This window comes from Rhizobium sp. 18065 (assembly GCF_902706095.1).
Classification (GTDB): Bacteria; Pseudomonadota; Alphaproteobacteria; order Rhizobiales; family Rhizobiaceae; genus Allorhizobium.
The window spans coordinates 549,727-572,575 of sequence record NZ_CACSJP010000001.1; the positions used below are offsets into that span (position 1 = coordinate 549,727).

General features: G+C 58.8%; 17 protein-coding genes. 6 read left to right on the forward strand and 11 right to left on the reverse strand.

The window, feature by feature from the left end; all coding sequences use genetic code 11:
• Window positions 1-70: 70 nt before the first annotated feature.
• Together GVK95_RS02610 and GVK95_RS02615 are read right to left on the reverse strand one after the other, a co-directional pair.
• On the reverse strand, window positions 71-811 hold the full coding sequence (locus GVK95_RS02610) for a metallophosphoesterase family protein (RefSeq protein ID WP_159946297.1): 741 nt from the start codon (window positions 809-811) through the stop codon (window positions 71-73).
• 145 nt (window positions 812-956) lie between these two features.
• Complete coding sequence (locus tag GVK95_RS02615) at window positions 957-4,466, reverse strand: PAS domain-containing hybrid sensor histidine kinase/response regulator (protein ID WP_159946299.1); 3,510 nt, start codon at window positions 4,464-4,466, stop codon at window positions 957-959.
• 200 nt (window positions 4,467-4,666) lie between these two features.
• On the opposite strand from GVK95_RS02615, the gene mscL reads away from it, so the two are divergent.
• From mscL to galE, 3 genes are all read left to right on the forward strand, one after another.
• Window positions 4,667-5,092, forward strand: a complete 426-nt coding sequence (mscL, locus tag GVK95_RS02620; RefSeq protein ID WP_159946301.1) for a large conductance mechanosensitive channel protein MscL — start codon at window positions 4,667-4,669, stop codon at window positions 5,090-5,092.
• Between the two features lie 139 nt (window positions 5,093-5,231).
• Window positions 5,232-6,401: a pyridoxal phosphate-dependent aminotransferase gene (locus GVK95_RS02625; RefSeq protein WP_159946303.1), complete on the forward strand. Its 1,170-nt coding sequence runs from the start codon at window positions 5,232-5,234 to the stop codon at window positions 6,399-6,401.
• A 155-nt stretch (window positions 6,402-6,556) separates the two neighbouring features.
• Window positions 6,557-7,591 (forward strand): UDP-glucose 4-epimerase GalE, encoded by a 1,035-nt coding sequence (galE, locus tag GVK95_RS02630; RefSeq protein ID WP_159946305.1) that lies wholly within the window; start codon window positions 6,557-6,559, stop codon window positions 7,589-7,591.
• Window positions 7,592-7,674: 83 nt separating this feature from the next.
• Here the strand turns inward: galE and GVK95_RS02635 are convergent, their stop codons facing one another.
• Window positions 7,675-8,439, reverse strand: coding sequence for a fumarylacetoacetate hydrolase family protein (locus GVK95_RS02635; RefSeq protein WP_159946307.1), 765 nt, complete (start codon window positions 8,437-8,439; stop codon window positions 7,675-7,677).
• Between the two features lie 394 nt (window positions 8,440-8,833).
• Between GVK95_RS02635 and GVK95_RS02640 the strand changes: the two genes are divergently transcribed.
• Both GVK95_RS02640 and GVK95_RS02645 read left to right on the forward strand, forming a co-directional pair.
• Window positions 8,834-8,980, forward strand: a complete 147-nt coding sequence (locus GVK95_RS02640) for a DUF1127 domain-containing protein (protein ID WP_159946308.1) — start codon at window positions 8,834-8,836, stop codon at window positions 8,978-8,980.
• Window positions 8,981-9,855: 875 nt separating this feature from the next.
• Window positions 9,856-10,599, forward strand: a complete 744-nt coding sequence (locus GVK95_RS02645) for a DUF5343 domain-containing protein (RefSeq protein ID WP_159946310.1) — start codon at window positions 9,856-9,858, stop codon at window positions 10,597-10,599.
• An 832-nt stretch (window positions 10,600-11,431) separates the two neighbouring features.
• Here the strand turns inward: GVK95_RS02645 and GVK95_RS02650 are convergent.
• The 6 genes from GVK95_RS02650 to GVK95_RS02675 all read right to left on the reverse strand — a co-directional run bounded on the left by GVK95_RS02650 (window position 11,432) and on the right by GVK95_RS02675 (window position 19,812).
• Window positions 11,432-12,262, reverse strand: a complete 831-nt coding sequence (locus tag GVK95_RS02650) for a ChaN family lipoprotein (protein ID WP_159946312.1) — start codon at window positions 12,260-12,262, stop codon at window positions 11,432-11,434.
• Between the two features lie 3 nt (window positions 12,263-12,265).
• Entirely contained in the window at window positions 12,266-12,997 is a 732-nt protein-coding gene (locus tag GVK95_RS02655) for a hypothetical protein (RefSeq protein ID WP_159946314.1), read from the reverse strand.
• A gap of 41 nt (window positions 12,998-13,038) precedes the next feature.
• Window positions 13,039-14,745, reverse strand: coding sequence for an SbmA/BacA-like family transporter (locus GVK95_RS02660; protein WP_159946316.1), 1,707 nt, complete (start codon window positions 14,743-14,745; stop codon window positions 13,039-13,041).
• 47 nt (window positions 14,746-14,792) lie between these two features.
• Window positions 14,793-17,027, reverse strand: coding sequence for a TonB-dependent hemoglobin/transferrin/lactoferrin family receptor (locus tag GVK95_RS02665; RefSeq protein WP_159946318.1), 2,235 nt, complete (start codon window positions 17,025-17,027; stop codon window positions 14,793-14,795).
• Between the two features lie 774 nt (window positions 17,028-17,801).
• Entirely contained in the window at window positions 17,802-18,215 is a 414-nt protein-coding gene (locus GVK95_RS02670) for a hypothetical protein (protein WP_159946320.1), read from the reverse strand.
• 400 nt (window positions 18,216-18,615) lie between these two features.
• Window positions 18,616-19,812, reverse strand: coding sequence for a hypothetical protein (locus GVK95_RS02675; RefSeq protein ID WP_159946322.1), 1,197 nt, complete (start codon window positions 19,810-19,812; stop codon window positions 18,616-18,618).
• Window positions 19,813-21,109: 1,297 nt separating this feature from the next.
• Between GVK95_RS02675 and GVK95_RS02680 the strand changes: the two genes are divergently transcribed.
• Entirely contained in the window at window positions 21,110-21,535 is a 426-nt protein-coding gene (locus GVK95_RS02680; protein ID WP_159946324.1) for a hypothetical protein, read from the forward strand.
• Window positions 21,536-21,651: 116 nt separating this feature from the next.
• Here the strand turns inward: GVK95_RS02680 and GVK95_RS02685 are convergent, their stop codons facing one another.
• Entirely contained in the window at window positions 21,652-22,506 is an 855-nt protein-coding gene (locus GVK95_RS02685) for a hypothetical protein (RefSeq protein ID WP_159946326.1), read from the reverse strand.
• Window positions 22,506-22,685 (reverse strand): hypothetical protein, encoded by a 180-nt coding sequence (locus GVK95_RS02690; RefSeq protein ID WP_159946328.1) that lies wholly within the window; start codon window positions 22,683-22,685, stop codon window positions 22,506-22,508. The genes GVK95_RS02685 and GVK95_RS02690 overlap by 1 nt, the downstream gene beginning before the upstream one ends.
• Between the last annotated feature and the right edge of the window lie 164 nt (window positions 22,686-22,849).

The window sequence follows — 22,849 nt, forward strand, 5'->3', positions numbered from 1 at the left end:
CAATGCTCTATCTCTTTGTTTTTACGCGACTTCGGACGCAAGAGCGGTTCCCACTTTTGCTGGAGTTGCTCTAGCGTCCCTGGAAAAGCCGGGTCGCCAGGCTCTCCGGCAGCGAGGCGGCACGGATCGCGCTGGCGGCGGCACCGATGTCATAGGCAGTGCGGCGGAACGAAAGCTCGCCGAGTTCGGTGTCCAATAGTGCGTAGGCCGCTGCCGGATTGCCGTCGCGCGGCTGGCCGACCGAGCCGATGACCGCGAGCCATCGGCGTGGCGCAGCCAGCGGAATGCCGATCTCTGATGTCGGGGTAAACACAGTTACCTTGCCGCCCTGGCCATAGCCATAAAGGCAGGGCCGATGCACATGGCCGCAAAAGCTCAGGCGCTGACTGCAGCCGTCGAAATGGGCAAGCGCCGTGGTGGCATCGGTGACGTAGCGGAACCGGCCGGGCGCCGAACCGTCGGCATGCACATAGAGCCGGTCCTCTTCCTCGACCGCCATCGGCAGCTTGCCGAGATAGGCGCGCTGGCGCGGCTCCAGCGTCATGCGGGTCCAGTCGATGGCGATGCCGGCCGCCGATGTCATCGAGTAGCTCGGGTCGACGATCGCCTGGTCGTGATTGCCGCGAATGACCACGGCGCCCTCTTCCGCAAGCGAGATCACCCTGTCGACGCACCACCGCGGATCGCCGCCATAGCCGACGATATCGCCGAGAATGACGAAGCGCTCGGCACCGCGGGCCAGCGCATCGGTCATCACCGCCTCAAAGGCCTGGCGGTTGCCATGGATGTCGGACAGCAATGCGATCTTCATGCAGTCAATGGCCCTCCCGGCCGGCAATATGCCCCGATGCTCTAAGAGGCCGATTGCCAGCATAGATAGGTTGGGCGGCAGGCGCTATTGGCCGGAAGGCGAAGAGAGGAACCGGCTGCCGTCCTGCGATCGATCTCGCAGTGAGCTATTCCGCCGCCGCCCGCTTTTGCGAATAGACCTGGGTGATGAAGGCGCGCAGCGCCGCCGGCCTGACCGGTTTGTGCTGCAGGGTGATCGAATGCCGCTCGGCTTCGGCCCGCACTTCCGCCGTGCGGTCGGCGGTGATCAGCAGGGCCGGAACGTCGGCCTGATAGAGTGCCCGGAGCCTGAGGATCGCCCCGATGCCGCTGCCGTCGCCGAGATGATAGTCGGCGATGACCAGATCCGGTGGCTGGGTCTCCGTCGAGATCAGCATATCCATTTCCTCGATCGAGCCGGCGCATTGCACGCTGCAGCCCCAGCCGGAAATCAGCAGTGCCATGCCTTCGAGGATCTTCGGTTCGTTGTCGATGCACAGCAAGCGCAAACCCTTTAGGGTGAGGTTGGAGCGATCGGAGGCCGCAAGCGGCACCACGCCGGTGCTGAGCGGTTTTGCGATCTCGAGCGGCATGGCCACGCGGAAGGTCGTGCCGCGGCCGGGCTTGGAGGCAAGTTCGACCGGATGATGCAGCACGCGGGCGATGCGATCGACGATCGACAGGCCGAGCCCGAGACCGGACGCCGTGCGCATGCCTTCCTCCAGCCGGGCGAATTCCTTGAATACGGTGCGGAATTTCGACGCCGGGATGCCAATGCCGCTGTCGGTCACCTGGATGATGACTTTGTCACCCTGGCGCCGGGCGCCGACCACGACGCGACCGGCCGGGGTGTATTTGATCGCATTGGAGACGAGGTTCTGCACCAGCCGGCGCAGGAGATTGGGGTCGGAGCGGACCGCAAGCGCGGTCGGCATGACCACCAGCTTGACATTCTTTTCCCGCGCCAGGGGGGCAAAGTCGGTTTCGATGCGTTCCAGCAAGCCGTTCAGCGCCACGGTGGAGAAACGCGGCTTCATCGCCCCGGTATCGAGGCGCGATATGTCGAGCACTGCCCCGAGAATGCTCTCGACCGATTCCAGCGCGGAATCGATATTGCGCACCAGCGCGCTGTTGTCGGAAGCGCCGAGGCGCTCGACCAGCGACGAGGAATAGAGGCGGGCGGCGTTGAGAGGCTGGAGAATGTCATGGCCGGCGGCGGCAAAGAAGCGAGTCTTGCCGATATTGGCATCGTCGGCGGCAGCCCGTGCCTCGGCCAGCGCGTGGTTGACCCGTGTCAGTTCGGCGGTGCGTTCGCTGACGCGCTGTTCCAGCGTTTCGTTTGCCTGTTTCAGCGCCCGGTCGGCTTCCACCTGTGCGGTAATATCGGTGAAGGTTGCGACGATGCCCTTGTCCGGCATCAGATTGCAGCGCACTTCGAGAATGCGCTCGCCGCCGGAAAGCACCATGCGGAAAGGGTTGTCGAACTGGTGGAAGCTGCGCACCACCGCCGACTGTCCTGCCGGTGTCACGTCGCCCCGCTGCATCAGGATCGCGATGATGTCGGTGAGCGGAAAGCCGACCTGGCCGACATGTTCGGGCAGGTCGAGCAGGCTGCGGAAGCGCCGGTTCCAGATCGTCAGGCGGTCGGAGGCATCGAAGACGGCAATGCCCTGCTCCATCTGCGACAACGCGGTCTGCAGCATGTCCTGATTGTACTGCAGCGCTTCGGACGCCTGATCGAGCAGCCAGACGGTATCGGCCGAGGTATCCTCCGCCTTCTGCAGGATCAGCGACAGGACAAGCCGGGCGGACGACGAGCCGATGGCGCTGCCCAGCAACTGTTCGGAGAAATGAATGAAGGCCATGTCGGCCGGGCTGTCGTCTGCGAGCTTGCGGCCGGCCTTCTGTTCGTAGGTGCGAAACGAGCGCTCCATGCGTTCGTCGCCGAGATAGCGGGCAATGGCCGCCTTCAGGTCGCCGACGGCAACGCTGGTTTTCCATCCGCGCGTGGCAAAATGCGAGCGGGCATGACGCTTGACGAAGATATCGGACTGGATGCGCTCGACCGGCCGCGGATTGCGGCTGAGCGAGCCGATGATGAAGGCGGCGGTATTGACCGCCAGGCTGAACAGTGTGGCGTTGACCAGCGAATCCGCAAAGGCAGGTTCGAACATCTGCATGCCGGGCAGAAGGAAGCCGAGCACGGCGGACGCGATCCAGGAATGGTCGATGGCGCCGAGGCTTGGCAGGAACAAGAGATAGGCCCAGACGAAGAAGCCGGATGTCAGGCCGGCGATTGCGCCGCGCGCATTGGCCCGGCGCCAGATCAGCCCGCCGAACATCGCCGGTGCGATCTGGGCGATCGCGGTAAACGACAGGAGACCGATCGAGGCGAGGCCGGTCGAATTGTCGGCCGAGCGGTAGTAGACATAGCCGAGCAGCATGACGCCGAAGATCGCGGTGCGGCGGATATGCAGCAGCGTCTTGGCGAAATTCGCCCGCTGGCTGGGGCGCTCCAGCAGCTTCTGCCGCAGGAAGATCGGCAGCACCATGTCGTTCGATATCATGATGGCGAGCGCCACCGAGGCGACGATGACCATGGCGGTTGCGGCGGAAAATCCGCCGATGAAGGTCAGCAGCGAGACCAGACTTGCGCCGGAATGCAACGGCAGAGACAGCACATAGAGATCGGCGTCGCCGGTGCCGCCGAAGGTCATGATCCCGCCAATGGCCGCCGGCAGCACGAAGATGTTGATGGCGATCAGGTAGATCGGCATCAGGATCCCGGCGAGCCGCAGTTCGCGCGGCGTACGGTTTTCCACCACCGTCACATGGAACTGGCGCGGCAGCATGATGATGGCAAAGGCCGATAGCGCGATCAGCAGGATCCAGCGGGCAGGCGGCGTCTGGTAGGAGAGCGCGGCCATCACCGCTTCGCTGTCCTGCGCCTTCTGCCAGAGATCGGCCGGTCCGTCGAAGATGAAGAACAGCACGAAGATGCCGAGTGTCCAGAAGGCCACCAGCTTGACCACCGATTCCATCGCGATCGCCAGGATCAGGCCGTCCTGATGCTCGGTCGCATCGGTGTGGCGGGTACCGAAGACCACCGCGAAACAGGCCAGAATGAAGGCGACGATCAGCGGCAGGTCGATGAAATAGAGATTGCCGGTGCCGATGCCGTAGGCGCTGGGGTCCATGACGGTGGCGACCGAGCTGGAGACCGCTTTCAGCTGCAGGGCGATATAGGGGATGATGCCGACCAGATAGATGATCGTCACCAGCATACCGACGATCGGGTTCTTGCCGTAGCGGGCAGCGACGAAGTCGGCGCCGGAGGTGATCTTCTCGGTCTTGGCCAGTTCGACGATACGCCTCAGGATCGGCATGCCGAGCGTGTACATCAGGATTGGCCCGATATAGATGCCCATGAATTCCAGCCCGCGCTCTGCCGCAAGACCGACACCGCCGAAATAGGTCCAGGACGTGCAATAGACGGCAAGGCTGAGCGCATAGACGGCAGGCCTGCCGCCGGCGGGAACGCCGCTGACACGCGATCTGCGGTCGCCGTAGCTGGCCACGGCAAACAGAAACAGCAGATAGCCGAGCGACGATGCGACGATAATCCAGCCTGGGAGCACTTTTTCCTCCTGAACGGCACCCGACGGAAATTCTAGGGGAAGTCGATCGTTTTTGAAATCGCCTTCGGATTGACCTTAAGTCGAAGATCAGATGGGCCAAGTCGAAATTTACCATTCCCGAATGGAAAATCTTTCTTTAACCATTGGAGGGGGATAGCCGCCTTGGGGCGGTATGGTCAGCGCAGCAAAAGGAGAGCGGTATGCTGAACGAATTCAAGACATTCATTGCGCGCGGCAATGTCATGGACCTCGCCGTGGGTGTCATCATCGGCGGTGCCTTCGGGCTGATCGTCAACTCACTGGTCCAGGACATCGTCATGCCGGTCGTCGGCGTGGTTTTCGGCGGCTTCGACTTCTCCAACTACTTCCTGGCGCTGAGCGACAAGGTCACGGCGACATCGCTGGCGGCTGCACGCGAACAGGGCGCCGTCTTTGCCTACGGCAACTTCATCACCGTGGTGATCAATTTCGTCATCCTCGCCTGGATCATCTTCCTGATGGTCAAGGGCGTGAACACGCTGCGCAAGTCGCTGGAGAAGCAGGAGCAGCAGGCGGCCCAGGATGCGCCGCCGCCGGCCGACATCCAGCTGCTGACCGAAATCCGCGACCTTCTGAAGAAGGCCTGACCTGCCTGACGCCGTGGCTCGCCAATGGCGGGCCACGGCGATCCATCACCTGAATCGATCTCTTCCTCAATCATTGTCATGGGATTTTTGTCCGGCAATCGGCTAGATCAGCGCAACTGAGTTTTGGAGACGCCGATTCATGCCGTTTTTGAATGACCTGAGCGCCCGTGCGCTTGCCGCCCCGAAGAGCGGCATTGTCGAACTGGTCAACCATGCCCGCACCCGCGACAACCTCTTGCCGCTCTGGGTCGGTGAGGGCGATCTGCCGACACCGGATTTTATCAGCAGGGCCGCCAGCGACGCGCTTCTCGGCGGCGAGACTTTCTACACCTGGCAGCGCGGCGTGCCGGAATTGCGCCAGGCGCTGGCCAACTACTACAGCCGCCATTTCGGCGTCGACCTGCCGGCCGATCATTTTTATGCGACCGGTTCCGGCATGCAGGCCATCGTGCTCTGCGTCCAGGCGCTGACCTCGCCAGGCGACGAGATCGTCTATCTGTCGCCCACCTGGCCGAACATCGTCTCGGCGATCCAGATCGCCGGCGCAAAGGCTGTCGGCCTGCCGCTGACCTTTGCCGACGGAGGCTGGTCGCTCGATTTCGATCGTCTGGAAGCCATGATCACGCCGAAGACCAGGGCACTGTTCATCAACACGCCGTCGAACCCGACCGGCTGGACGGCAACGAAGGACGATCTGAGAAAGGTCCTGGAAATTGCCCGTCGCCACGGCATCTGGATCCTCGCCGACGAGATCTATGCGCTCTATTATTACGGCGAAGGCGAACGCGCGCCGTCCTTCCTCGACGTGATGGAAGACGGCGACCGGATCCTGTTCGCCAATTCCTTCTCGAAGAACTGGTCGATGACCGGCTGGCGCGTCGGCTGGATCGTCGCACCGCCGGAAATCGGTCCTGTGCTGGAAAATCTCATCCAGTATTCGACCTCCGGTGTTGCGCCGTTCATGCAGCGCGGCGCGATCGCGGCACTTGACCATGGCGACGGCTTTGTCGCGGAAAACGTCGCCCGCGCCACGCAGTCGCGCGATATCCTCTGCGACCGGCTGATTGCCACCAACCGGGTCGAGACCCTGAAGCCCGAAGGCGCTCTCTATGCCTTCCTCAAGATCGACGGAATCACCGATAGCCGCCAGGCAGCCTTCGACATCGTCGACCAGACCGGCGTCGGGCTCGCGCCGGGTACCGCCTTCGGCGCCGGCGGCGAGGCTTTCCTGCGCGCCTGCTTCCTGCGCAATCCCAAGCAGATCGAGGAGGCCGCCGACCGCCTTGGCCGCTACATCCTCGCGCTGTGACGAACATCGCTAAAATTTGAATGTTTCGGCTAGGGAAAACTTAAGCAAATAGACGAATAGTCGTCTTGAATCAGGCGCTTAGCCCGCAAAAATAAGCATTCGACAATGCTGCCGTGATTAGTTCGTCCCAACAAGAAAACGTTGGGAAGAAAATCATGGCGATCTTGGTAACGGGTGGAGCCGGCTATATCGGCAGTCACATGGTCTGGGCATTGCTCGACGCCGGCGAGGACGTCGTCGTCGTCGATCGGCTGTCGACGGGGTTCCGCTGGGCCGTGGCGCCGCAGGCGCGTTTCTACCTTGGCGATATCGGCGATGCCTCCGTTCTCAAGCAGGTCTTTGCCGAAAACCGCATCGAGACGATCATCCATTTTGCCGGCTCGATCATCGTGCCGGAATCCGTCTCCGATCCGCTCAGCTATTATGAGAACAACACCGGCAATACCCACAGGCTGCTGAGCGCGGCCGTCAAGGCGGGTATCGACAAGGTGATATTCTCGTCCACGGCTGCCGTCTACGGCCAGCCGGATGAACCTTTGCCAATCAAGGAAGACGCGACCCTGCGCCCGGAATCGCCCTATGGCCAGTCGAAGCTGATGAGCGAGATGATGCTGCGCGATACGGCGCGTGCGCATGACCTGCGTTATGTCGCGTTGCGATATTTCAACGTCGCCGGAGCCGATGTGAAGGGCCGGGCGGGCAATTCCGCAGCCGGCGCCACCCATCTGCTGAAAGTCGCCTGCGAGGCAGCCCTGGGCAAGCGCAAGTCGGTCTCGGTCTTCGGCACCGATTACCAGACAGCCGACGGCACGGGCGTGCGCGATTTCATCCATATCAACGATCTGGTCGACGCGCATATGAGCGCGCTGGCCTATCTGCGCAATGGCGGTCAGCCGCTGGTTGCCAATTGTGGTTATGGCAAGGGCTACTCCGTGCTCGATATATTGCGGGCGGTGCGGCAGGTCAGCGGTCAGCCGTTTGCCGTCGAATACGGCCCGCGCCGGCCGGGCGATGCGCCGCTGGTCGTGGCCGATTCCACCCTTGCGCGGGAAAAGCTCGGCTGGGTACCGCAGCATGACAGCCTGCGGGTGATCGTTGAAACGGCACTCGACTGGGAGCGCCGCCTCGACGACCTGGTTACCGAAGACATCGACGGCCTGCGTCGCCGCCTGGTTGCCGGCGGTTTCTGAGCCGGTCGCAAGCCCCGTATTGGAGCAAGCCCTGTATTGCAGCAAGACCTATGGCACCGGAGGCTCCGGTGCCATGCTTGCGTTCAGGCCGTCAGGCGGATGGACATTGCGTGTCCGCCCTCGAGTTCGACCGTCAGCAGGCCGGGCTGCTCCGCAACCGGTGCGCCGCACAGGCTGCCGGTGGTGATGATTTCGCCGGCCGAAAGCGAGCCGGCCGGCCGATCGCTCTTCGACGCCCAGCCGGTAAGCCAATCCATCACATTGCCGGTCGGATGGCGGGCGTCAGCCGCGTAGATCGTCGTGTCGCCAAGGCGCACGACCAGCTGCTTTTCGCCATTCAGTGCCAGCAGGCTTTTCGGCACGGTCGGCCCGAGCGCATAGCCGGCATTGCCCAGCCGGTCGGCGAGGAAAAGCAGATAGGGCGCCTTGCCGCCTTCTGCGATGCGGCTGTCGAGAACCTCGATGCCCAGATGCACGCTGCCGATTGCAGCCATGATCTCGGCCTCGCTGTAGCCGTCTGCGCGCGGCGGCAGGGCGGACGCCAGCGTCACCGCGATTTCCACCTCGATCTTCACGCCCTCGCGCCAGGGAAGTTCCGTAACGACGGCATCGTCGGCAAGCGCCAGAGGCCAGAGGCGGCCGACCACGGCAACGCCGTCCGGCGACCGCGCCACCTTGTAGCCGATGGGTTCTGCCGGCAGCGTCGCCGAAAAGATCGCCTGAACCGCCATGGCGTCGCTGACGTCGGGCGGCACGCTGAACTCTGCGGCGGGGATACGGGCGCCTGCAGCGGCAAACTGGGCAGCCACATGCTGCGGGTCGAAGGAGGCGGAAGACTGGGAGGACATGGCAGATCCGGTGCAAGAGGAAAGGTGTCGGCTGCGGCGCCGCTGTCGCGGGTAGCGCCGGCCGTGTTTTACAGGCAGCAGGCTGCGAAGTCACCTCGCAAGCATGCGGGTAAAATCATCCGGCCCGGCATCCGCCGGTGGCAGATGCACCTGACCTGTCCGCGGCTTTTCCAGATCGAAATGAATGCATTCTTCGCCATTCCAGGCCCGGAAAAACGTGGGTTAACAACAGATGAATAGCTCAAGCTTCAGCTATGCGTAAATCACACGGGTGCCGTGAAAGCTTGTGTATTTTCCAAGTGGCAGCAGGCGCTTATATGCACATCATCGAAACGACGCCGGAACCGAAAAAGAGGTTGCTGTCGTCAACACAGCCTCCGGAAAGGGGATTATCATGAACGTAGCACGCTCTTTCAACAACTGGCGCAAGTACCGTCAGACCGTCGCAGAACTCGGCCGCATGAGCGCCCGCGAACTCAGCGACGTCGGCATCAGCCGCGCCGACATCGAACGCATTGCCCGCGGCGCATTCGCCCGCTAAGCGATCGATACCAGACGCATGAATTTACGCACGACGCCCGCTGATGACGCGGGCGTTTTTGCGTTTGGGGGCTCGGTGGCTGGGGGATTGATCGATCGCATGCGGCGACGCAGGCGCATCGCTGACCTCGCCCGGCGGGCGCAACAGGAGACAGGCCGAAACAAGGACGGCTGCGACAACGGAGAGGACGACGACAAAGGTCACCATTCCAGCTTTGGCGTTTTGATCGGTGCTTTTCATCGCGAGAGAACGACGTGGGTGGGGCAATGTTCCGTGGGCGGGAGCGGAGTAGGGCTGGATGGGGGAACCGGTAAGTTTTGCGGCAATGGTAATTTGCCTCGGATATGACGTCATGAGCGCTGCACAGCGTCGACGGCATGGATATTAAGGGTGAACGTTGCCTATCAGATTCCGTGACCCTCACGTTGATATGGTTCAATTCGGAAACTTGCTCTCTCCAATTAGCTGCCTGAACTGCCTAACAAGGCCATTGTGCGCAGTTGGTTCCACCTAGCCTTAGAATCACAACGCAACTCCCAGCCTACTTTCGTATCAAACAGCTTTATTGTCATGGGTACTTTTTATGATTGGCATCATAAATCATGAAGACGACTCAGATTTGGACGTTTTTGGCTTTAAAGACGTTATTTCCTAGGCCTTTTCAATGATCCCCGATTCGGTGAAACGCGTTGAGATTTCTACGACTTCTCGGAGTGTTATCTTCCTGTATGTTACGGTGTTGTTTGCTGCGTCAATAAAAGCATTAAAAAACAATTAGATATGAGGACTGATATGGGTGGTGCAGCGTACGAAACGTAGTATTGACTGTCTGTACGTTGTAGAATAGTCTTCGAATTGAATTCGGAGATTTTTTGATGCCGGTAACAACCGAAAGTCCAGGTCCTTACGCTCCAGCAAGCGCGATCATTGGGCTGATCGAACGCCATCGTAACAAAGGGCTGCCCTCACCGGTGGATGGAGAGGTGCTTGGTCGCGCGGGCATTTCCGACAGTTTAATACAGCGTACCCTTCAAGCCATGCAAACCTTGGGCCTTCTTGACGAAGATAAGAGACCTACAGACACACTTGAGGGTTTGCGCAAAGCGCCTGAATCTGATTATAAAATTCGCATTATAGAGTGGCTAAACATAGCTTATGCGGATGCATTGGCCTTTATCGAGCCAGGCACCGCGGATGAGACAGATATTCGGGATGCATTCAGGAGTTACAAGCCTGTCGGTCAACAAGACAGGATGGTTACCTTGTTTATAGGGCTCTACACTTACGCCGGCGCTAGATCAGAACGTGCCGCTCGCCAAGCGCCTGTAAGGAAAGGTGTTCCGACAAAGCCAGTGCCAATCACCCGAAGCGCGCGGCAGCCTGTCAGCCTGTCATCCCGGTTACCCGGTGTCCCATCATCTGTCGCACCGTTAGGCATGAATGCACTGCCACCCGCGCTTGCTGGACTACTCGCCAGTCTTCCTCCGCAGGGGGAGAGCTGGACAAACGAGCGGCGCGAAGCGTTTGTCAAAACATTCAGCGCCGTTTTGGATTTCTGTTACCCGACTGTTCTGTCGGACAACCGGAACAACAAAGCCTTTGAGGAGGAGAGGGAGTGACGCGTCCGAAATTGCCCCTAGCGCCACAGTCATCGGCGTAGCAGGGGCGGAAAGCTTAGAGGCCGCTGTCCTGTTGCAACCAAGACAGCGGCCCAGATGACCAAGCAACCGATAGAGGCGATAAAGCCTTGCGATTGTCGGCACCTCCAAGTCAGAGAATCGCATTTAAATCGTCCTCTTTCAAGGCCCACTGGCATTAAATGAGGTCACGCTATGGTTTGGGTTAACCCTTACAATCGCGTTCGCTTCGGCAAAACCGAGTCTGTCTGCGGACACTTTCGGTCGCTCCCGAACCAGTAAAGCCCAGGCACTGCCTTCAGCTTCCCTTTAACAACTTGCCGGGGCTTGCCCCCGGCTTTTTCGTCGCAGATCCTCACTGACCTCCGCCATCGCGTCTGCAATGATCCGCAATGCTTCTCTCGGTGCGGCCTTGTTGGCGACAAACCCTGCTTAAGGTGCTCAAGGTTGGCAGCAATGCAGCGGAACAGTTCAGCTAGCCATCGTAAATCGTCCGCTTGTAGCGGAGGACTGGACATAACCACTTACGTTGCAATTACTACAATGATTTCAAAAGAAAAAAATGGTGCTGCTAGAGAGATTTGAAATCTGTAACAGTCAATAAATTTCAATGATTTAATGAAGTATTTGTAACGGCGTAACGGCTCAAAAAATGTAACGAAATTTATCCGGAAATCACGCTCCGAAATCGCCTTTCCGCCCAATCGCTACCGTCTTCTGGCGCCATCGGTCAAGAACCCTGGCGTGCCCGATGTCCGAGCCCATGGGCCGTGGTCGCCGGGATCATCACCTGGCGACCACGTGTCTGCTCAAATCAGGCGGCGCGATCGTTTGTGTCCAGGCGAAACACGGCATTGGCGATACCGCGGCGACGGGTGATGTCGAACGAAGGCTCTTCCTCTGGCAACAGGACAGCGACGTCCTCTATGCCGAGATCACCAAGCTGCCATGGTGTGCCGTGGCCATACTCGAGATGTCCCCTGCCGATCACCCCAACGACGAGTGCGTCGGGCCTTTCTTCAAGGGCGTGGGCGATGTTGCAGGCAAAGGCCCGGTCCCAGGTTTGCTGGGCGCGCACGAAGCGGTCAAAGTCTGCGTCCTGCGCATCCTTGGCCGGTCGTTCGGGCCTGGCGCCGCCGGTGATGTCGAACAGATATTGCCTGTAGGCAGCGGATGCCGGCAGAGCTGGTGTCAATCCGTCCCGGTCACTCACGGGGACGGCATCCCAGCCAAGTTTGCCGACTTCGGTCACTAAAGCTCGGCGGCAATTGAGTGCCTTCATCGGCAGCTTGAACTGTCTGCAATAGTTAAAGATGGGCAGGTAGAGTTCGGCAGGAAAGCCCCAGACGGTTTTCCACTCCGATGCAGAGAGAAAATCCGTGGTGCTCACTTCGCCTTCGACCCATCGGTCCAGGGCGGACTGGACCCGCCTTGGAAACATCTCGAAGCCGACAACGACCTGCTCACGCAGCGCATGAAGAGCAGCGATGACATGCAGTTGCCATCGATGGATATCATACCGGTCATGGGTCTCGCCGAGCAGCACGACCCGTTTGCCGGCCATGTCTTTCAGCAAGGCCTGATGGTTCGCCGCCAGGCCAGTATCGCCATCCAGCCAGGTTCCAGGTCGATGTTCAATCTGCATGTATCAGGCTCCTTGGGCGTTTGACGCTGGAGCAGACAGGACCAGGGTCAATCCGATACGCTCGCCTGCTGAATTGACGGCGCAGAGACGTTCGCCGGAAACTTCTGCGGCCTCTTGTGCCCAATGCGCCACCGTGCCGCCGAGAAGGTGGAGATGAAAGTCTTCGGTCATCACGTTGATGAAGCCCATGCCCGGGCTGACCTTCGAGACGATCCCGGTCCAGCTCTGGCTGAACCCCGGCTCATCGTAGCGGATGGTCACCGGAGTGGCTGCCTCCAAAGCCTGGTTGAGAGGAGCGATACCCGGATCCGCAGGATTGAGTTCGGGCCGCTGCGGCCTGCTCATATCGCGAGTGGAAGGATCCTTGCTGCGGGCGATATCCGCCAATGCAGCTTCGAACGGCTCCAGCCCCTCGAAGCCGACTGCTGCAAACAGGGTCGCCCCATCAGCCTTACGGAAGTCGAGCCGTGGATAGACCTGGTTCTGCATGATGCTGGACGTGTCGAAAATGACATCGGCGATGAGGTTCGGATCTATGCTGGACTTGTGGTGTATTCCACCACAGACGAGTTTGCCACTGATCTCGGTCACGGTTTCAACCGTGCCGATCCGTTCATGGGTTGCGCCTTTGCCTTTGCCGATGATCATCAACTTGCCCATGGCTGGCAGTCGCTGGATGATATCGGAAGCTCGCGCTTCGAGGCGGAGGCGGGTTTGCGGTTCAATCTCGGTCATTGGTTATCCATTTGTCTAGGCATGGGTGAAACGACGCCTCTTCAACGAGAGGCGGAGAAAAGAGTGGGCTGCAGGTCGAGATCGTGGATCTTCAGCTTGTGTAGCGATTGCGGCAGTCGGTGGGCGATCAGAATGAGGATTGTGTCGGGCAGCCGGCTGCGAATTGTCTGCAGTAGCGCGGTCTCTGACGCCTCGTCGAGCGAGCTTGTTGCTTCATCAAGAACAGCAAAGCTGGGTCGGTGCAGCAGCAGTCGTGCAAGAGCCAGCCTTTGCAGCTCGCCTCCAGAGAGCCTTGCAAGATCGCCGTCAGAACCGGCCTGCTCCTTGCCCAGCAGGTGCGTGAGCCCGACATCTGCCAAGGCACTCTGGACTGCATCGGCGTCGAAATTTTCTATCCGCGCAGGATAGGCTGCAGCATCCTCAAGCGAACCGAGGGGGAAATAGGCTTTCTGCGGCAGGAAGAACGGCTCGCTGTCTGGGATAGCCAAGTTTCCCGAGCCATGGGGCCAGAAACCGGCGAGTGTCTTGACCAGCGTCGTCTTTCCCACCCCTGATCTTCCTCGCAGCAACAAGGTGTCACCTGACGCCAGCGTAATGTCCGGCAAACGGAGCAGCGTGCGGCCGTCCGACGACATGACCTCGATCTGCCTCAGGCACCCGCCGTGCTCCTGCAACGATCGTGCAATGACGGGCTTGTGGCTGCCATGTCGCTCCGCCGCCTGCAGGAAGCCGTCTAGGCGTGACGCTGTTGCAACCAGCTCTGCTAGGTCCCGGTAGGAAAAGATGAACCATGACAGCGTCGTCACGACCTGCGAAAATGCCATGCTCAACTGCATCAAGCCACCGAAGGCGACGTGACCGGTCAGATAACCTGGCAGCGCGACGAACAGCGGTATGCGCAGCACCGAATGTCGGAACGGAAAGGTGAAGCTTCCAAGCACGAGTTCGGCGCGGATCAGCCTTCTCCAGTTCTCGGCGAGATCATCAAAGCGTTGGCGAAACTGCCGCTTCTCCGCCTCTTCGCCGTTGGACAGGGCGACCTCGTCAAACGCGGTGCGCCACCGTGCCATGCTGAAGCGGAAGCTGGCTTCCCGATGCTGCTGCTCGGCAAGAACGCCCTTCAAAGGCCGGCCAAGCTGATGGGTGATGAGACTGCTGATCGCAACATAGAGGAAAGCGGCCCAGACCATGTAGCGTGGAATATCGAAGTCGATGCCGATCGGTGCCAGCGACAGGGCGAAATTGGACAGGCCCCAGAGCACGGTGAGATACGAAAAGAGCCCGACGACTTCGCCGATCAGATCAACGGTCTCAACGAGCAGACCGCGTGCGAAAAGACGACAATCTTCGGCTATGCGCTGGTCCGGGTTATCGATCCGATCGATCGGATCGGCCGCCATGTGCCAGAAGGCCTTGTTGCGGGTCCAGAGCGCGATCGCATGGTCGGTCAGCGCCCTTCGCCAGCGGATCTCGAGCACCTTGCGCAGGTATTCGTAGGACAGGCCACGGGCAGAGTTGGCGGCGATGATCAACGCGAAAATGCCGATCTGGTGCAGGACTTCCGGGCCGTTCACCTTTTCGATCGCTGAATAGAACTCACCCGTCCACTGGACCAGCCGGACAGCGGCATAGACGCTGCCAAGGTTCAGCGCGATGGCGAGGCCGTAAAGAAGCAGGCTGATACGTCCGCCAGGTGCCGAAATGCAGATGGTGACAAGCCGTTTGAACTGTAGAAATAGGGTCAACATGATGTTCCCGCTGAGAGAAGTGCCGGCTCAGCCGGCACCTCGTTGGCTCAGAATTTTACCGTGGCACCGATCTTGAAGGTCCGGCCCGCGCCGGTCTGCAGTTCCAGCGGGTTGACGTTGGCGACGGCGGTCGAGCTTGGAACCGTGTTGAAACCCGTCAATGTGTTGGGGAAGTAGCGACGATCGAAGATGTTCTCGATGCCAAAAGTCACCTCGACATTCTGCTTCGGTTCCCACTTTGCGTATGCGTCGAAGACGGCATAGCCGGAAGGCAGATAATAGGCCGCGCTGCTGGCTTCCGTGCGACCGGCGGCAAAGGTGCCGAAGAGTTCAAACTGCAGATTGTAGTCCGGCAATTCGTGCTTGACGCCAAGCACAGCCATAAAGGGCACCGCTCCGTCGAACGCGGTTGTCGCAGACGCTGCGTTCACTTTCTGCCGGCCCTTGCTCCAGCTTAGGTTGGCCGAGAGTGTGGTGAAGTCGAGCACCTCGTATTCGCCAGAAAACTCGACGCCCCAGAGCTGCACATCCTCGACATTGTTGGAGGTGTAGGCCGTGACCGGCGTCCCAGACCCGTTGGGGATGGTGGTTTCCTGCAGGCTACGGATGAAGTCGTGGTAGTCGGCGTAGAAGCTATTGACGCTGAAAAAGCCTCGCTCGTATTCGCCACGCAGGCCAATCTCGTAGCTCTGAACGGATTCCGGTCGAAGGTCCGGGTTCGGGATGATCGAGCTGCCACTGAACGGATCTGTGCTCGACTGGAAGAGCTGTGCCGATGTCGGCATCTTGAAGCCTTCCCCGTAAGAGGCATAGACGGAATAGGTCTCGTCGAGCTTGTAGGTGGCGCTGAACGCCTTGAGCAGTTCGGTGCTGTCCTGCTTGGCCGGAGAGTATCCAGGCAGGCCGGGATAGCTGGCGTCGCCGGTGGGATCGATGGAGTAGGTCGCGAGGCGCACACCGGGCGTCAGCGTGAGCCGATCATCGAGAAGAGAAATCTCATCTTGAAGATAGATATCTGCGCGCTGGGTCTCGACACGGGGGAAGCTGAAACCCTGGTTGGTCGCGACCGTGGTGACCCCGGTCAGGGCATTGTAGGTCGTATTCGTTCCCTCATAGTCACCCTGGGTCCGGTCGCCGTCGAAGCCGTAGGTCAGCGCATGATGAGTTGCGCCGAGGTCGAAGCTCGACTTCAGCTGGATGTCGCCTTCGAAGAAGGTTTCGCTGTAATCGCGGTATTGATTGTGCAGCTGGATCCGGTTCGAATAGACGCGCCGCTGATTGCTGTCGGTTGTCCGCTCCTGCGGAGAGTAGGAAATCCGCCAGTTCAGGCTGTCGAGCCACGGCTGATCGGCCAACCACTCATGCTCAAGGGCAATCCGCTTGCGGCTCATGTCGAGGTCGCGCACATAGGGATCGTTGATGTAGGACGTCGTCGTTGGGACGCCGGTAGTCGAGGCGCTCATGTCGTAGAGCTGCAGAACCTCGGTCGCGCGGCCGAACAGTTCGCCGGTCAGCTTGACGGTGTTTTGCGCGTCCGGTGTCCAGACCATTTTCAGCAGGGCATTGTCGACATCGGTGTCGGCAGGAAAGAGCTGATCGCAACCGAAGTTCAATCGTGAGCAACCCCAGATGCCGCCGTCGGCTCTTGCGTTGCTCAGTTCCGCCTCGCTTGCAGATGTATGGCCATAGCTGCCCAGAACCTGGATGTCGCCGAAGTCATAGGCCCCTGTGATCTGCTTCTTCCAGCTGCTGTCGAAGCTGTCATAGCTGCTCCTCAGCTCAAGCGCCCAGGGCTTGTCCGTGTCTGCGAGCAGGTCGGATGGATCGAGTGTTCTAAACATCACAGAGCCGCCGAGTGCGTCCGCACCCCAGAGCACCGAATTGGGTCCGCGCACGATTTCAACCGACTTGAAATTGCTCATGTCGAAGAAGTCGCGGCTGCCGTCGGTGATCAGTTCCTGGACACGGGAGCCGTCGACCATCGTCAATACACGGTTGCCGCCCATGCCGCGGATCGTGAAGCTACTGAGCTGGCCCCAGGGATTGGTGATTGATGTCGGGCGAGCGACAGAAACACCGGGTTCGCGGCGCACCAGATCCTGGATGTCACGGATATTGTAGTCTTGAAGCTCCTCGCGGGTCACGACCGTGATGTTCTGCGGCACGTCGAGGAGCTTTTTGTCCGAGCGCGTCGAGACGACGATCTGGTCAAGGACTGTGTCCTCGGCCAGAGCTGGTGTTGGTAAGCAAACGGCAACAAAGGCAGCGCTCGCAGCCAGCATTTGGACATGATGCTGCAATGACGCGCAAGGCGTCGCTCGACCCCGGAATTTCATGATTTGACCCCTCAAATTTAACTGCAAGGCGGTCGTATTTAACATGAACAAAAGAGTCAAGTTTGAACTTGATTGTTTTCATCATGTTTATTGTTTGGCGAAATTCCGTTGCCGCAGTTGCGATTTGAGATGGCGATGAGAGTTGCTCAATGCTTTATGGTGATTGAAGCATTCTCGACCACTCGGCAGCTTACGCCTCTATTGGCCGGCACAATCCGAGGGTTGTGTGAGCCTTGGAAAGGCACCGTGGTGTGATAATTTTCACACCTAGCACTGCGTCCGCGCCGTTGATTTGAACGAATTCAGCGCGCCAAGACAACGGCGCGAATCTTACCGCGCGAGATACTCCATTATGATTTTATCAGTCACTGACAGGTCCTTGGCGAACTGACGCGGCTCAGACGTCTCCTCATCCGGGCAACTTGTTCAGCAATAGACGTCGTTGACACCGCTGGACATGGACCTCAGTCGCTGCCACGGATGGAATGTCTTTGTTTGTCGCCGCAATTTCGCCGGGTGTCCTATACGGTCCTGATGTAGACATTGCTCCTCGCCTCCCATGAGCGTCCGTGGCGTTCTTCTCGCCGTTCATCCCAGCTCTCCCATTGAAACACGTAAGACGATGTGGGCCGCTGAAAGCTGCTGGCGGTCGTTCCTCGCACGATCTGCCATTCTGAGCTCTGTGAGACCATTTCGAAAGCCGCAACCGTTGCGGTTTCGTCAAATCTGTCCTGATGACAGTTCAGGCTCTGGTCGAGGATCACCCTTCGCTACCAGATCCTGTGCATAGCCCCGACGCCAGTTTGGGGCGGCATCAACGGCGGCTTTCCATCGCCAAAACTGCTTGGTGCGCCCTCTGACCCAGGCAACCGACATCCGCTTGCCCTGGTTCAGCGCCATTTTAATCGCCTCATGCATCTCCGATGTGGGCTTCAAAGGCACAACGCGCAGGCCACTCTTCTCAATCTGCTCCAACATGAACCTGGTCATGAGGGAGGCTTCGTCGTTTCCGACATCCAAGCCTCTGTCAGAAAGCCCCGTCCGCAACGCCTTCTTGAGGATCCGCCAAGTGTCGACATCCAACTGAGACGGGCCAGGCGTGCCGGCTTGCTCCAACGGCTGTTCCTTCATCATCTGGCTTCCCGTGTCTTGGCACTTGCTACGCTACGCCCACGCTGCGCGAGCTCATCGAACTTTCCCTACCGCGTTTCAGCTCTACGTTCTGATAATCTCGACGAAGCTGTCTGTGTATAGATAGCTGCTCCGTCCCATGGAGCACAAGCGGCGCCGCACATCCGCGACAGCCGAATTCGTCCCATCCTACTCTCGGCGCCGAGACCTACCTCGATCATTCGCAAGAATTTGTGACTGTGTTGTGATGCCATCGAGAAGATCCGGTGGCCTGAGAAGCCCTGCTGCGCCGAGATTTCAATGGAACTTCGAAAGAGGAAACCTAATAACTGGCTCTATTCCCTCTCAACCCTTTCCATTCAATCCTATGCACAGACTATACCTCGGCTACTATGTCCCACTTTCAAACACCTGAGACGAATCCGTCGGCGACGCGCCTTCCCAAATTTCGCAGCGCGGTCCGAACCCGCAGGTTCATCTCGGTGTAAGCCACGAACGTCCCATCCTTGCCAATGGCGGTTCGATCGGGGCGCGGCATACAAAGTCCTAACTGATGAATTTTGGTAAGCTCGTGCTTTCTCAGGTGGGAACGGTGTTTCGCGGCTCGGTCATCCAATGCTTTTACCCCAAGGTTGCCGGTTACCTCGAAAGCGTTGATGCGCTGCCGGTGCAGCCAGAGGTTCATCGCTGCCGGGTGTCCTCGACGAAGCACTGCTCCTCCGGGGAACGTAGGATGTGAGAACCGAAAGTATCTTCCCTGAAGTTGGGTGAAATTCAACATGGCCAGGTCGTTCAGTCTGTTGATGCCAATCTTCCTGAGCTCCGGCGAGGCCAAGGTAACCTCGACGCGCGCTCGCTTGTCTGTTTCCTCCAATGCCAGGAAAGTGCCGGCTCCTCGGTTCTGTTCGTCGATTGTCTTGTCCATCACTCTCCATCGGACTTCGGCATTCTTGGCGCCGAACTCGACTGTTCCATCGGAGAAGGGAGCTTGGACTGCTACCCCGAAACCGTCTAGCAGATGCAATACCTTGGGTCGCTGCCCCCAGACAGTTCTCGGTCGGTCAAGTGGATGCGCCAACAGATCCCGGCTCACAAGAAGATGGTTCGACAAAACACGAACCATGCGAGCGCGGGCTATGTGATCGGGAGTTCTGGGCGTGAAGTCCACACTGATCTCGATCCCGGCCACGCCAGGTTGTTCCGCGAAACCATATTTTGTCTCGATCGCGGCGACCGCCTTCAGAACCGCTGGTATGTCCGGCTCCTGTATGGTTATTCGGAAGCGTGACGAAGCATCGTTCTGCATGGGTAGGCAGTTGTGAATGCCGGGCAGACGGTCGAAATAGGCCTCAATATCGCGTTGGATCCACTGGAATTGCGTTGACCGATTTAGCTGCACCTCAACCATCAGCCAGTCGATAACCGCGCGTGTCGTGAATGTGCCGAGGTCTATCTCCGGTTCCAGGGACCACCGACCGGTAAATCGCTTCTGCGTCCTCGACAGATCCACCCATTGGTATTCCAGCGTTCCAAGAATACCCGGCACAGGCGTCTTTATCGTCCTCAGGGGCACCGAAAGCGCCGGCCGTGTGATGCTCATTTGTCATGTGTCCGCTCAAGAGACCGAATCAGGATGGCGCTCGCGGCCGACCCTCATCCCGGCCACTTACAGCTAGGTGATCCAGATGCAACCGCTAAACCTGAACGACATCACCAATGGATGGTGCATCATTGACTCGAGGATTCGCGCTGGCGCGATCCGTGGCAGGTTTGACGTAATGATAGTCTCCGGCAGGCGGCGCCTGCCTGTGGTCATCGCTGTCTGTTTTCGGCAGAGGAGGATAGGTCCTGGGGACGCTGCCGACACAAAGGGCATCCCCATGACGCCGTCCCGATTATTCTAGGACTTCACTGTCCCGGCGGAGAGCACTGTAATCAGCCGGGACTGATCATCCACCCCATACAGGAGGATCTGCGGCACCAACTCGGCGTGAACATAATGTAGGCGCGCTGGAAACGACCGTCCTCGGCGAGCGCGACAGTGGAGATATGCAGCATTGGTTCACCCGGCTCGGCAATCCCACCTCGTCGTATCGCCTCTATCGTGCCCGCCGGATTAGAACCGTGGCGCGATTGCAGATGATGCGCGGATATGTTTCCGCCGCTGGGAAGCAAGGGGTCCGACTCGAGATCTCCGCGAGGGGCACCTGTTCAGGCTGACTATCCAGGGTAATTGTGAACTGGCTGAGACCTTGGCCCGCATAGCCAGTGTTCCCACAACCTGCGCGGGTCTCAATAAGTTTACATCGGGAGAAAAAAGCGCTCAACCCGCCAAAAACGTAAACATCTGGGAAACTTAATGTTACGTTTCGGCAGAAATCCGCAACCATTTCGGATTTTATGACAACATTGGCGCAACCAAAGATGGTGATTTCGGCGCTTTTTAAGGTCAAAAGTTTACCTCTCTGTGCGGCAGGTAAACTTCGTCAACCACTATGTAAACATCCACCAATCGAAATGCTGCCAGGTGAATACGCGTGGAGCCCTTTCGCGTCTTTGGTTCATGTCCATTGAGGTGCAAGCTTCGCTGACGGAAATGAAATCCAGCCGGTCGATTGCGCGACCGATATGCACCTGCTTCAAACCGAGGCTCATCGTGCTGAGGCTACCGATAGGTGAGCTGCCGGGCATCTCTACCTCGGACGATTGAAGAGGCAGTATTGGCGCGAGCGGCAAGAATCAGGTCTCCGTTGAACAGCGTAGTCCCAAACCACTGCGCACTGGCGAGGCAGTAGCACCAGTAGACGACCTTCTGCTTTCCCGGCCGCGGTCTCTGCGTCTCCACAACTGCAGCGCTATAAAGAAAGCACACACACGCTGATGCAGGAGTTTCTAATATGAGCAATTTGTCGATCCAGGAATTTGTATCTGAGAGAGCGTTGATGATCGGCTTGAAGCCTGATGACATTGATGGAGAGGCAGGCTCCATTGCAAGGGTCCTGAGGTGGGTCCTCGATGGCAAGGCCAAGCTTCCGCTCGATCGAGTTGTCGATGCCGCGGATGCGCTGGCTTGTGATCCGAGGCAGTTGTTTCAGCATGCCCTGAAGCAGTTCTTCAACGACGAAGCGATCGACCTGTTCGAAAACATGATGGGTAGTGCATTGAGCACCGATGAGCTGGCGTGGCTGGCGGTCATCCGCAAGGCCGCCGGTGCTCGTATGAAGCCGCCGAGCTGGGTTGCTCAAGGTGTCATCCAGGCATTGCTTGCCGGTGGAACGCTTGTCGTCCCATCGGCAGAGAATCCGACGGCTGCGAATAGATAGCTGTCAAATCGCCTTTGGACGCTCCCCCTACTGACGCGTCAATGTGTGCCTCAGTAGGGACAATTCTACGCAATCGCTCAAAAAGGAAAAGTGCAGGTCGCCACCCGGATGCGGCGCTAAGTGTCGATACCGGTCTCACGATGCCGTTCCAACTGACTTAGGAAGCCTCGAATAAGACGATACAAAGTCTGCTGCCCCGCATCGGCCTGGTCGAGGCCCGCTCCGATCATCTGGAGTGCCGCGTAAAGCTCGCTCCAACTCATAACATTCAAAGTAAGACGATCGACAACCGATCGAACCGCAGCGCGTTCTTGAACAAACAAATGCTCGATCGATTTGGGCAAACCCTTTCGCCACTCGCGGTCGAGCCAAGTGCTTTCTATTACGGGGCCGTTGAGACCACATTTTTTCCAGTGACCTGCGATCGCGTTCTGTGGAACGATAAACATGAGCCCAAGATTGTCTTTTTCTCCGAACGCCAACTCCTCCCAAGCCAAGATTGCAGCGTATTTCGCAATCTGCTCGGGCCAGCTCGAAGACCGCAACTTGAGTTCGATCGCAACAGCTGAGCGTTCGCTGATGAATAGGCCGTCGTGTTGAGTGATATTTTCTGACTTGCCCCATCCGTAGCGGGCAGCAGTTTCTCTGCCTATACTCTCGAAGCTACCGGTGTCCTCAAATCCCAGCGGCTGCAGGAAGAGATCTCGAATGAGTGCGTCCGGCGCAATCGAAAATGTCAAATCGAATAAATGATTGAGTATTTCCTCGCTGCCCAGCAAATAGTCGCGAAGTTCATCCGCTTTTCGTTCGCGAGAATAGAGGGGTCCCGACGGATTTACCATTTCTTCTGGAATAGATACCCTTCCGCTCTCTCTGATCCAGTGACGTTGACTGATAGATCGATAGCCAGAGTAACGCGGCCACCAATATATCTGATCCAATATGTCCCAATATTTAGTATCCCACGCCATCATATACCTCCGGTCAGATCCAGGGTGTGGTCGCGCACGATCTGAAGCGTGACGTCGCCCAACTGCGCGGCAACCGAGCGCGAGAAGCTGTTATAGATCGGAGCAAGCGCTATTAGCCGCTGTATCTGGTCGGCGTTCTTGGTCTGACGTCCCAGATGCCGCAGGTGCTCCCCCGTCAAAAAAAATCCCCCGCAATGAAATCGCTGGGGCCATCGCAAACCTCCAATTTACACCAGAGATTCAGATTCATCACGTTTTGGGAAGCCCGTTAAGCGAATTCGCTGAGGGGCCGGTTAAGCTCTCGGCCCCGTGCTTCAATCCGGAACGCTCATTTGTGCTTGCC